Here is an 11,122-nt window from a genome sequence, read left to right on the forward strand (position 1 = left end):
GATCGCAAGCGCGGCGGAGCCGGGCGCAGCGGGTCGCCACGCTCCGATGCCTGGCGATCGCAAGCGCGGCGGAGCCGGGCGCAGCGGGTCGCCACGCTCCGATGCCTAAACTCGCGAACATGGCACCGGCGCTCCCAAAGGTTGTTGAGGTCACCGGCACTGTCCATTTCGTGCACGGGCCCGCGGTGAACTGGTTGCTGGTCACCGACGACAGCGGCGTGATGCTTGTCGACGCCGGTTATCCCGGTGACCGCGCCGATGTGCTGGCCTCGCTGCGGCAGCTCGGATACGAGGCCGCGGACGTGCGGGCGATCCTGTTGACGCATGCACACATCGACCACTTCGGCTCGGCGATCTGGTTCGCCAAAACGCACGGCACGCCGGTGTACTGCCATGCCGACGAGGTGGGACACGCCAAACGGGCATATCTGGAGCAGGCGTCGCCGATCGACGTCGCGCTGCACGCCTGGCGGCCGCGGTGGGCGCGGTGGTCGCTGCACGTGATCCGCAATGGCGGTTTGATCCGCGAGGGCATCCCCAGCACGCAACCGCTGACCACGGATGTTGCCGCGCAGCTGCCGGGACGCCCGATGCCCATCCCGACGCCGGGACACACCGGCGGCCACTGTTCATACGTGATCGACGACGTGCTGATCACCGGTGACGCGCTAGTCACCGGTCATCCATTGCTGTCGCGCAGTGGGCCGCAGTTGTTGCCCGCGATGTTCAGCCACAATCAGGACCACTGCATCCGCAGCTTGTCAGCGCTGGCGCTGCTGGACCAGGAGATTCTTGCGCCCGGTCACGGCGACCTGTGGCGCGGTCCGATCCGCGAAGCCACCGCGGCGGCGATCGCCCGCGCCCTTGGATAACAATCCGGTCACGGTCAAGGATCACGAAATATTAAGGATCGTCCGCGTTCATTAAGAGCTCTTATGATTGCGGCGCCACTCTTCTCGATTGCTCAGCGAAGTCGGCGCTGGACTGAGGCTGACTTCACTTTCCCTACCGGTACGGCCTGTCTTGCAGCGGCTTTCGGCGTCTCGAGCCAATAGCTGAGTCGTTCAGGTTCGCGTACCTTGGTTTTGGGACGGGGACTCCCTTGCATCGGGACTTGGGAATTGCGATCGATACGCAATGCAGGGAAACGAGAAGGAACGAAGAATGACGAAAATCAGTGGTAAGTCCGTGCGCCGGCAAGCCGCCGGCCTCTTCGCCGGATGTGGCCTTCTGGCAGGACTGGCTGCTACCACCATCGCCATGCCGACGGCATCGGCGGCACCCGACTGCAGTCCAGGCGCAGTGCACGACACGGTCAACTCGTCGGAGAGTTCGGCCCAGCAGTACCTGAACAGCCACCCGGATGCCGGCAACGCGGTGTCGAACGCGATCAACGAGCCGCGCCCGCAGGCGTCGGCCGATCTGCGCAACTACTTCACCGCTCACCCGCAGGAGTACTTCGACTTGCGGGGCATCCTGGCGCCGATCGGTGACGTTCAGCGGCAGTGCAACACGACGGTGCTCTCACCAGGCCTGGAGTCGGCCTACAACGAGTTCATGGCCGGCTGACCGTCGTTCGACACGCGCTAAACCCTGAGGAGCTGGCGCAACGTGTTTCCCTCGTATTCCGTGCGGAACGCGCCACGCTCCTGCAATAACGGCACCACCCGGTCGACGAACTCGTCGAGCCCGTGCGGCGTCAGGTGCGGCACCAGGATGAAGCCGTCGCAGGCGTCCGCTTGCACATATCGGTCGATCTCATCGGCGATGTGCGCAGCCGTGCCGACGAATTGCTGTCGGCTCGTGACGGCAATGACCAATTCGCGGATCGACAGATTCTCGGCTTCGGCCCGGTCGCGGTAGGCACGAGCCACCGCGACCGGGTCGCGGTGCCGGACCCGCCCCTGGGTGATGGTCGCATCGCCGGTGGGGTCGACGTCAGGCAGCGGCCCGTCGGGGTCGTAGCCGGAAAGGTCACGGCCCCAGACCTGTTCGAGCATCGCGATCGCCGTCGCGCCGCTGACCTGCTGGTGGCGGATGTGCCGCGCTTTGTCGACGGCTTCTTCAGCCGTGTCTCCGAGCACGAAGGTGGCGGCCGGAAACACCTTGAGGTGGTCGGGATCTCGACCGTTCGCCGTCGCACGTGCCTTGACGTCGGCGTAATAGCGTTGCCCGACCTCCAGAGACCCGTGCAGCGTGAATAAAGCGTCGGCGTGCCGGGCACCGAAATTCCTGCCCTCGTCGGAGTCGCCGGCCTGCAACAGCACCGGATGCCCTTGCGGCCCGCCGGGCAGCGTCGCCACCCCGCGCACGCTGAACTGATCACCGGAGTGTTCGACGGTGCGGATTAGCGTCGGGTCGACGTAGTGCCCCGCCTCCACATCAGCCACCACAGCATCGGCGGCCCAGCTGTCCCAGAATCCGCGGGCCACCGCGAGGAACTCTTCTGCGCGGTGATAGCGATCGGCGTGGTCAAGGAAGCCGTCGCGCCGAAAATTGGCGCCCGTGAACGCGTCTGATGAGGTGACGATGTTCCAGCCGGCCCGACCGTCGGACAAGTGGTCCAGGCTGGCGAATTGCCGTGCCACCTCGAAGGGCTCGTTGAAGGTGGTGTTGACGGTCCCGGTTAGCCCAAGCCGGTCGGTCGCGCCGGCCAGCGCGGCGAGCACCGTGAAGGTGTCCGGCCGGCCGACGACATCGAGGTCGTGAATACGGCCGCGGTGCTCGCGCAGCCGTAATCCTTCGGCGAGGAAGAAGAAGTCGAACAGGCCGCGCTCCGCGGTGCGGGCCAGGCGCACGAACGAGTCGAACTCGATCTGGCTGCCGGCGTCGGGGTCCGTCCACACCGTTGTGTTGTTGACTCCGGGAAAGTGAGCTGCCAGGTGAACCGGCTTGCGGAGCTCGCCTTCTCGGACACTCACTCGGTCAGTCCCCAGCGTTTGGCGATCAACTCATGCGAGCGCAACCGGTCCTCGTGCCGATGGGTGACCGAAGTGACGACGAGCTCGTCGGCGCCGGTAACGCGTTGCAGCGCCTCGAGCCGCTCGGCGACCTCGTCCGGGTTGCCGACGAATTGCGTTGCGGTGCGGTCGCGGACCGCTTCCTGCTGCTCGGCGGTCAGCGGGGGCACGTCATCCGGAGCCGGGAAGGGTATGGCGCCACCGGATCGGACCGAGTGCACCCACGCGCCGTAGCTCGATGCCAGGTGCTGAGCGGTGACGGTGTCGTCGGCGACGACGATGTCGGCCGACACCACCACGTAAGGGTCGGACAGCTGCGCCGATGGCCGGAAAGCTATGCGGTAAGCCTCGACCGCCTCCAGGGCGGTGGCCGGCGTGATGTGGTAACTCGCGACGAACGGCAGGCCGCGCGCTCCGGCGACGTGTGCGCTTTGACCCTTGCTGCTGCCGAAGATCCACGGTGTCAGGCCGGCCCGCTCCCCCGGCACCGCGTGCACGTCGAATCCTTCGGTGCGGTAGCTGCCGTCCAGCAGTGCGACGATGTCACCGACCTGCTCGTCGAAGTCCGGGGTGAGCGCTTCGGGTTGTTGCAGGATCGACATGGTCGCCAACGTCCGCTCCAGGTTGGGCATCTTGCGCAGGTCGAACGGCGGTGGAATCACCACACCGTCGACCTCGTGCCATTCCCGTGGTGGTTTGGGTTGCCGGGGCTGCTTGGACTTGTCGGGCTTCTGGCTTTCGACCCGACGATGCCCGGAACGGCCCAGCCCCAAGTCGATGCGGCCGGGGTAGAAGGCGTCGAGGATGCCGAAACTTTCCACCACCGCAACAGGTGTGTTATGGCCCAACTGCACGGCGGCCGCTCCGACCCGGATGCGGCTGGTGGCCGCAGCGATCTGGCCGATCAACACCACGGGCGATGAACTGGCGACACCGACGAAGTGGTGTTCGGCGACCCAGTAGCGCCGGAAGCCCCACTGCTCGGCGTGTTGAGCCAAATCCACGGTGTTGCGCAGCGCGGTCGCCGCGTCGCTGCCGGCGCTGATCGGCGCCAGGTCCAGCACCGAGAGCGGAACGTGGTTCACCGGCCCACTCCCACATGCCGATTCGGCGCCGCAGCCAAGTGCAGCCGTTCGCGCAGGGTTTCACCGTCGCGGTATTCGGTGCGGAACACTCCGGCGCGCTGCAGCAGCGGCACTACCTCGTCGACGATTACCGGAAGGTGGGTGGCGTTGACCGCCGGCCGCAGCCGGGCGCCGTCGACCCCGAGCTCTTGCCAACGCAACAGCAGATCGACCAGTGCCGCCGCCCCGCCGGTGAAAATCAGTGCGTCCGACACGAATCCGTCTGTGTCGCCGCCGCAAGCCACCACCACGTCGGCGTAGACCTTCAAGTGCTCACCCCGGGCGTGCCGCACTTCGTCGATGATCGTGCGCATCGCGGCGTCGTCGGTCGGGGTGATGAACACGACGTCGGCGCCGGCCGCTGCGAACTCGTAGATGCGCGCCGCGTGCGCCAGCGCGGCCACCACCGGCTGGCCCTGCGGTGGGCGCGGCGTGATCGACGGGCCCTTGACTGAGAAGTATTTGCCGACGAAGTCGATGTAGTGCAGCTTGTCGCGGTCGACGAAGCGACCAGTCGAGACATCGCGGATCACCGCGTCGTCTTCCCAGCTGTCCCAGAGCCGCCGGACCACCTCGACGAAATCGGTGGCCTCGTCGAACAGGTCCTCGGCTGACTCGGCTGCGTTGCGCCGCCCGAAGAGTGCGGCTTCGTGCGCGGTCGAGCTCACTCTGGGCTGCCAACCCGCCCGCCCGTGCGACACATAGTCCAGCGTGGCAATGGCTTTCGACACGTGAAACGGTTCAGTGTGGGTCACGGTGGCCACCGGGATCAGCCCGATGTGCCGAGTCGCCGGGGCGATGCGGGCCGCGACTAGGACAGCGTCGGCGCGGCCGGCCAGCCGTCGCGGGGAGATCTGTTCGCGGCGGCCGTTCTGCGGCATGAGGGTGTCGTCGATGGTCAAGAAGTCCAGCAGTCCCCGCTCGGCGGTCGCCGCCAACTCGGCCCAATACCGTCCGGACAGCACCGACGCTGTGCCGGGCTCGGCGGCCAACGTGGTGCGCCAGGCGTGGGGGTGCCAGCCGTACCCGTCGAGCCCGACACCCAGCGTCAGCTGCGCGGCCACGGCAGATCCTTGACGAACGCGATAGGGAACACCGGTTCGCTCGACGGCAGCGGCTCCACCAGTCGGGTATACCCGCTCGCCTCGTAGAGTGCCTCGGCTTCGGGCTGGCGGTTGCCCGTCGTCAGATACACCCGACGGTAGCCACGGCTGATGATCCGGGCTTCCAACTGCACCAGTAGCGCCTTCGCGTAACCGCGACGGCGGTGAGCACGGTCGGTCCAGATCCGTTTGAGCTCAGCGGTCCGGTGGTCGAAACGCCGGAACGCGCCGCCGGTGACCGGCGCACCGTCGATCACACCGATCAGCAGGTCGCCGTCGGGTGGGGCGAACTCCGCGGCCGGATAACTCTGCAACCAGGTCAGGACGGCCGCCTGGGTGTTGTCGTAGCGCTGCGCATACTCAACAGCCAGCTCGCTGAGCAGTGGCCGCGCCAGCGGATCGTCTTGACCGGCCGTCACGAACTGCAAGCCGACGGACGACACAAACGGCAGAGATCGGTGCATCACTCAACTGTCTAACGTCTTCGATGCGAACACATTCCGCACAGCGGTCACAACGCGTCGGGACCAGCGCGGACTGTCGCCGCCAGCGTCGCCGCTATCAGGCCGGTATCGCCTTCGGTTCTCGACATCACTCACCTGTCCACGCGCCGCCGCGCGGTCAGCTCGACGACCGCCCGCCAGCCGAGCAGCAGCACCGCGGTGACCGAGGCCGCTACCACAACGAAGCTGGCGGCCACACCAGCTGCGCTGGCTTTACGCAGCAACATCCCGGCGACGACTGTGCTCAGCCACACGGTCACACCGGTCGGAGCCGGCGCCGTCGGGCGTCGCCAAGCCTTCGACAACAACCATCCGAGGGCCGTTCCGGCCAGGAACGGCCAGGCCGTCGCTGCCACGCCGGTGACATCGACGCCTTCCTCGTGGCTGCGCCGTCCGACCGCGCAAAACATCAGCACGCTGACGACGTCCAGGCTCAGCCACCCTGGGCTGTGCTGCGGTCGCATGAGGTGACCTTAAGCGGTCAGCCGGCGGCCGGCGGGGTTGCCATCACCCTGGGTTAAAAGCCGTAGCGAGGGGCGGCGATGGTCAAGCCACGCGCACCTGCACCTGCCATTTGAGGTATCCCGGGAATGGTCTCGTACCAGTTAGCTGGGACTTCACTGGGAGCCGTTTCCATGCCCCCGACGTGATGAGCGGCGATCGCGCCACCATACGGTTACCGGTGACCGAAAGGACTCTGATGACGCAGCGCGAACGCGACTCCACCGACACTCTGCTGCAGGAACTGTTGTGGACGTACGGACCGGGCGGGCAGGAAGACGCGGTACGTGCCGTGTGTGCCCGCGAACTGGAGCCTGTCGTCGACGACATGTGGACCGATGAGGCCGGCAATCTGATCGGCTACATCTCGGCCGCGGAGAGTCCCAACGACGCTGCGGTGCGCGACCTCTCGCACCGGGTGAAATCCACCCCTGGGCCTAGTGCCGGGACACGGGTGCTGGCCCATATGGATGAGCTGTGCATGCTGATCAAGCGGGTCGAACCCGATGGCACGCTGCACTTGACCCAGCTGGGGGTGATGTACCCGGGCAACTTCGGGCTCGGCCCGGTCGCTTTGCTCGGCGACCACGACATGCTCACCGCGGTGCTCACCCTGGGCTCCGAGCACACCACCAAGGAAAGCCCGCGGATCTGGGAGACCAAACCCGATCAGGGCGACCGGGCGCTGGATTGGCAACACGTCTACGTCTTCACCGGCCGCACCCCCGAAGACCTGTCCGCCGCGGGCGTGCATGCGGGCACTCGGGTGTGCGTCGATCGCAGCAAGAGAGATCTGGTCGAGTTCGGAAATTACGTCGGCGCCTACTTCCTCGATGACCGCGCCGCGGTCACCGCGCTGCTGCGCGCCGCTCGCCTGCTGCGTGAGTCGGGGCGACGACCGGCCGAAGACGCTTATCTCGTGTTCACCACCGACGAGGAGATCGGCGGGGTGGGCGGCTGCTACACCAGCGCGACGCTGCCCGGAAGACTCACGCTGGCCTTGGAGGTCGGTCCCACCGAGCGGGAATACGCGACCACAGTCACCGGCGGTCCGATCATCGCCTACAGCGATGCGTTGTGCGTCTACGACAAAGACGTCGCCGACCGGCTGATGAGAATCGCCACCCACCGTGGACTCGCGCCTCAACCGGCGACGCTGGGCGCATTCATGTCGGACGCCTCGCATGCCAAGGCCAACGGGCTGACGCCGCGCGCGGGGCTGCTCTGCCTGCCCACGCTGAGCACCCACGGTTTCGAAGTCATGCCGCGCAACGCCATCGATGACATGGCCGCAATCGTCGCCGACTTCCTACTGGATGCCGACAAGCCGGTGTGAATCTGCTCGACCTAACATTCGAGGCCCCCTGGCCGCCGCTGGGTGGCCGGCAGACTAACAATGCGCGTCTGTCCCGTGACGACCCTTTCAGAATGAGGTGAGTGCGCCGACGGCCTCTTCCGCGGCAACTATCGCGCACTTCGGAATACGGTTGGTCGTGCTGTCCCGCGGCGGGTGGGGTCAGCGGGTGCCGCGTACCAGCCGGCCCGGTCGCGCGCCGGTGTCGGCGCTGTCGCGGCGAGTCACCGTTCCGCTGACAATCGTTGCGGCGTAACCACTTGCACCTTGGACCAGCCGCTGCCCGCCGGCCGGCAGGTCGTATGCCATCCGCGCGGGATGCAGGGTCAGCGCACTCATGTCGATCACGTTGACGTCGGCTTTCTTGCCGACTTTGATCGTCCCGCGATCGGTCAGTCCGAAAAGCTCTGCGGTATCGCGAGATTGCTTACGCACCACGTATTCCAGTGACAACTTCGGACCGCGGGAGCGATCCCGGGCCCAGTGCGTGAGCAGAAAAGTTGGAAAGGACGCGTCGCAGATCAACCCGCAGTGCGCACCGCCGTCCGAAAGGCCGAGCACACCGGCGGGGTGGGTCATCATCTCCCGGATGGCGTCGTGATTGCCGTCGGCGTAATTGAAGAACGGCAGCATGAGCATCGCACCGGCGTCGGCCTCGAGCATCAGGTCGTACAGCGTGGCCGGCGGGTCCTCACCGCGCTGCGAGGCGATGGCAGCGACAGTGCGGTCGGGCGTCGGCTCGTAGTCCGGCGGATCGCCCAGGGCGTAGAGGCGGTGCAGCGAATGCTGCACGAGCAAGAACATCGCGTCGAACTGCGCGGTCGGATCAATCGGCAGGTCGTCCTCCGCGAGTATCGCGGATTTCACCGCCGGCTCGCCGAGACGCTGCGCTAATTCCTCGCGATTGCAACCTTTTTTCAGCCTGCGGTAGGTCGGCCGGTGGGTGAAGGCGTGATGGCCGGGGAAGCCCAGCAACATGCCGAACGGCCGTGCCGCGATCTGTGGGTGCAGCCGGCTACCGGCGTCGTGTGCGGCGGCCGATATGTCGAGCTGTTCCCGCCACAGATTCGGGTCGGCGTCGACTTGGATCAGCGCGAACGACACCGGCCGATCGATCTCGGCGCTCAGGCGCTGCATCCACTCGAGTTCTTTCTTGGGCGCGACGATGTCCTCGCCTGCGGCGCCCTGCGGGGCCAGTTCGAACACCGCTTTGCCACCGGCGGCCATCGCGCGGCCCAGGCCGAATAGTTCATCCTCGGCGGCGAAGGTCCCGGGGACGGGTTCGCCGTCCATCGCCCGGTGCGCGATGGTCCGCGAAGTGGAGAATCCCAGCGCACCGGCTTCGATCGCCTCTTGCACGAGTCGACCCATCGTCGCGATGTCCTCGGCAGTGGCAGGTTCATTGCGAGCGCCGCGGTCGCCCATCGCGTAGGCGCGAATCGCCCCGTGCGCCACCTGACTTCCGACGTCCACCGAGTAGTTGTGATTACCAATCGCGTCAAGGTATTCGGGGTAGCTTTCCCACTCCCATGAGATACCTTCGGTGAGCGCAGTGCCGGGAATATCCTCGACGCCCTCCATCAGCTTGATCAGCCATTCTTCGCGGCCGGGCGTGACCGGAGCGAAGCCGACGCCGCAGTTGCCGGTGACCACCGTCGTCACCCCGTGGCCGCTCGACGGTTCCAGCAGACTGTCCCAGCTGACCTGACCGTCGTAATGCGTGTGAATGTCCACGAAGCCGGGAGCGACGACGCGATCGGTCGCGTCGATGGTCTCCGCGGCCTCGCCGCCGAGACCGGGATCATCGGCACCGGCTCGCCGGTGAACCTCGACGATTCGGCCGTCCTTGATACCGACGTCGGCGAAATAGCGGTCGGCGCCGGTGCCGTCGACGACGATGCCACCAATGATCTTCAGGTCGAACACGACCAACTCCTGACTTGGTGGCCACGGTTACCGACCCAACTTACCAACAATGCCGTCGTATTGAACACAAATCGATATCCTGTTCAAGTGCCCAAGCCGGATCCCACTGCTCTATCGGTGGCCGCCACCGACACGCTGCGGCACCTCGGACCGAGGCGATTCAGCCTGACCGCCGTCGCTGAGGCCGCAAGCGTCTCGCGCGGCACCGTCCACAACGCGCTCGGGACCCGCGAGAATGCCATCGCCATCGCACTCAACCGGCTGGCCGAAGCTTTCATCGAAACCATGGCCACCGCGGTCGGCAAGGAAGCCACCCTGGCCGAGCAGGTCGCGGCAGCCGCGGTGCTGATATGCGGACATCGGCAGGACTCGCGCTCGACACCACGAGGCCTCAATCAGAGCCTGCTCATCCTCCTACTGGAGCAAGGCGGTGATGAACTGATGCGCCGCTCCGTCGAACTGTGGAAGCCTTTGGTCAAAGCGGCGCAACGCACCGGGGAAGTCGACGACAGCGTGGACCGGGCCCGCGCCAGTGAATGGATCATCCGGTTGCTGTTCAGCTTCGAGCTGCTACCACCGATCGGCGTCAATCTGGGCAATCCGCGTGCGGTGCGGCGTTTCGTGTCCGATCACATCGTCGCCGGCCTCACCGGTTCTCGAGCCGTCGCCGGCGGGCGCGTCACCGGCGACCGGTCGCCGTCCCGGTGAATTAGCAGCTGAGCTTGACTGGGCTCAAGGCTGCAATGAGACGCTGACGCGAATCCATTCGCCAGGAGAAAAGGACACGGCAATGAACGACGCGCCCCTTCTGACGCAGTACCCGCTGCACGCCTACGACAAGTTGCGCTACGCAGACACCGACCGACAAGGACACGTCAACAACGCCGTCTTTGCGACCGCTCTCGAAACCGGCCGCGTCGAGCTGCTGTACGACGCGAACGAGCCGCTGGTCGAACCCGACATGTCGTTCGTGATCGCGCGACTCGAGCTTGACTTCCGAGACGAGATGACCTGGCCAGGTGAAGTCGCGATCGGCACCAAGGTCCAATCGGTAGGCCGCAGTTCGTTCACTTTGCAGCAGGGACTGTTTCAGACCGACCGGTGTGTCGCCGTCGCCCGCACCGTCATCGTGCAGATCGACCAGAGGTCTCACCGCCCGCACCCTTTGTCCGCGACAGCTAATAGTCGGCTGGACGGTTTGCGGATATCGATCTGAACATCACGACGTCATGCCTCGAATGCAATCGGATGCGAAAGAGTCTCGCCCGAAGAGTGAATCCCAGTTCCCCTGGCTGGTTTCGGTTCCCGTCGATCGTTGGCAATCGCGCTTGACCTCGCCGCTTTTGTGAATGTACGTTCATGCTGATTGAACGATGATTCATCCTCGGACCGAGGAGTCGCCTTGCCTGTGAAACCTGGCGATGTCGGCGTTGGAGATCTTCGTGCACACCGAAGAAGGGAAAGAGAGCGCGCGGGCGTTCGCCGAGAAGCATCCCGCCGACTTCGCCCGCTACGTCACCGCTTGACAAGGAATCGAAGATGAGCACCAAGATCGCGGTCGTCACCGGTGCCGGCTCCGGCATCGGGAAGGCGATCGCGCTCGGGTTGGCCGCCCGGGGTGACCGGGTCATCGCCGCCGACCTGAACGAAG

The 11,122-nt window shown here is 65.9% G+C and carries 12 protein-coding genes; 6 read left to right on the plus strand and 6 right to left on the minus strand.

Features of this window, described 5'->3' with window-relative positions; translation table 11 throughout:
- Window positions 1-119 precede the first annotated feature (119 nt).
- Together WA317_RS09500 and WA317_RS09505 are read left to right on the plus strand one after the other, a co-directional pair.
- Entirely contained in the window at window positions 120-872 is a 753-nt protein-coding gene (locus WA317_RS09500) for an MBL fold metallo-hydrolase (protein ID WP_425172786.1), read from the plus strand.
- A gap of 292 nt (window positions 873-1,164) precedes the next feature.
- Window positions 1,165-1,569 carry a hemophore-related protein gene (locus WA317_RS09505; protein WP_425172787.1) on the plus strand — a complete coding sequence of 135 codons (405 nt, stop codon included), beginning with the start codon at window positions 1,165-1,167 and terminating at the stop codon, window positions 1,567-1,569.
- A 17-nt stretch (window positions 1,570-1,586) separates the two neighbouring features.
- On the opposite strand, the gene WA317_RS09510 is transcribed toward WA317_RS09505, so the two are convergent.
- From WA317_RS09510 to WA317_RS09530, 5 genes are all read right to left on the minus strand, one after another.
- A complete protein-coding gene (locus WA317_RS09510; RefSeq protein ID WP_425172788.1) occupies window positions 1,587-2,921 on the minus strand; it encodes an NtaA/DmoA family FMN-dependent monooxygenase in 1,335 nt (444 codons plus the stop codon).
- Window positions 2,918-4,045, minus strand: a complete 1,128-nt coding sequence (locus WA317_RS09515) for an LLM class flavin-dependent oxidoreductase (RefSeq protein ID WP_425172789.1) — start codon at window positions 4,043-4,045, stop codon at window positions 2,918-2,920. Before WA317_RS09515 ends, WA317_RS09510 begins: the two co-directional genes overlap by 4 nt.
- Window positions 4,042-5,148 (minus strand): LLM class flavin-dependent oxidoreductase, encoded by a 1,107-nt coding sequence (locus tag WA317_RS09520; RefSeq protein ID WP_425172790.1) that lies wholly within the window; start codon window positions 5,146-5,148, stop codon window positions 4,042-4,044. The genes WA317_RS09515 and WA317_RS09520 overlap by 4 nt, the downstream gene beginning before the upstream one ends.
- Window positions 5,133-5,651, minus strand: coding sequence for a GNAT family N-acetyltransferase (locus WA317_RS09525; RefSeq protein WP_425172791.1), 519 nt, complete (start codon window positions 5,649-5,651; stop codon window positions 5,133-5,135). Before WA317_RS09525 ends, WA317_RS09520 begins: the two co-directional genes overlap by 16 nt.
- 131 nt (window positions 5,652-5,782) lie before the next feature.
- Entirely contained in the window at window positions 5,783-6,154 is a 372-nt protein-coding gene (locus WA317_RS09530; RefSeq protein WP_425172792.1) for a DUF3054 domain-containing protein, read from the minus strand.
- Between the two features lie 236 nt (window positions 6,155-6,390).
- On the opposite strand from WA317_RS09530, the gene WA317_RS09535 reads away from it, so the two are divergent.
- Window positions 6,391-7,527, plus strand: coding sequence for a peptidase M42 (locus WA317_RS09535; RefSeq protein ID WP_425172793.1), 1,137 nt, complete (start codon window positions 6,391-6,393; stop codon window positions 7,525-7,527).
- Window positions 7,528-7,707: 180 nt separating this feature from the next.
- Here WA317_RS09535 and WA317_RS09540 read toward each other — a convergent pair whose 3' ends face one another.
- Window positions 7,708-9,471: an N-acyl-D-amino-acid deacylase family protein gene (locus WA317_RS09540; protein WP_425172794.1), complete on the minus strand. Its 1,764-nt coding sequence runs from the start codon at window positions 9,469-9,471 to the stop codon at window positions 7,708-7,710.
- An 87-nt stretch (window positions 9,472-9,558) separates the two neighbouring features.
- Between WA317_RS09540 and WA317_RS09545 the strand changes: the two genes are divergently transcribed.
- The 3 genes from WA317_RS09545 to WA317_RS09555 all read left to right on the plus strand — a co-directional run.
- On the plus strand, window positions 9,559-10,179 hold the full coding sequence (locus WA317_RS09545) for a TetR/AcrR family transcriptional regulator (protein WP_425172795.1): 621 nt from the start codon (window positions 9,559-9,561) through the stop codon (window positions 10,177-10,179).
- 82 nt (window positions 10,180-10,261) lie between these two features.
- On the plus strand, window positions 10,262-10,687 hold the full coding sequence (locus tag WA317_RS09550; protein ID WP_425172796.1) for an acyl-CoA thioesterase: 426 nt from the start codon (window positions 10,262-10,264) through the stop codon (window positions 10,685-10,687).
- Window positions 10,688-11,010: 323 nt separating this feature from the next.
- A partial coding sequence (locus WA317_RS09555) for an SDR family NAD(P)-dependent oxidoreductase (protein ID WP_425172797.1) occupies window positions 11,011-11,122 on the plus strand: 112 nt, incomplete at its 3' end.

It is taken from the genome of Mycobacterium sp., from assembly GCF_049802695.1.
Taxonomy (GTDB): Bacteria; Actinomycetota; Actinomycetes; order Mycobacteriales; family Mycobacteriaceae; genus Mycobacterium.

Excerpts from the sequence above, each read along its gene's own strand:
- WA317_RS09500 (WP_425172786.1), top strand. The coding sequence starts at position 120 with ATGGCACCGGCGCTCCCAAAGGTTGTTGAGGTCACCGGCACTGTCCAT.
- WA317_RS09525 (WP_425172791.1), bottom strand. The coding sequence starts at position 5,651 with ATGCACCGATCTCTGCCGTTTGTGTCGTCCGTCGGCTTGCAGTTCGTG.
- WA317_RS09550 (WP_425172796.1), top strand. The coding sequence starts at position 10,262 with ATGAACGACGCGCCCCTTCTGACGCAGTACCCGCTGCACGCCTACGAC.
- WA317_RS09535 (WP_425172793.1), top strand. The coding sequence starts at position 6,391 with ATGACGCAGCGCGAACGCGACTCCACCGACACTCTGCTGCAGGAACTG.
- WA317_RS09530 (WP_425172792.1), bottom strand. The coding sequence starts at position 6,154 with ATGCGACCGCAGCACAGCCCAGGGTGGCTGAGCCTGGACGTCGTCAGC.
- WA317_RS09505 (WP_425172787.1), top strand. The coding sequence starts at position 1,165 with ATGACGAAAATCAGTGGTAAGTCCGTGCGCCGGCAAGCCGCCGGCCTC.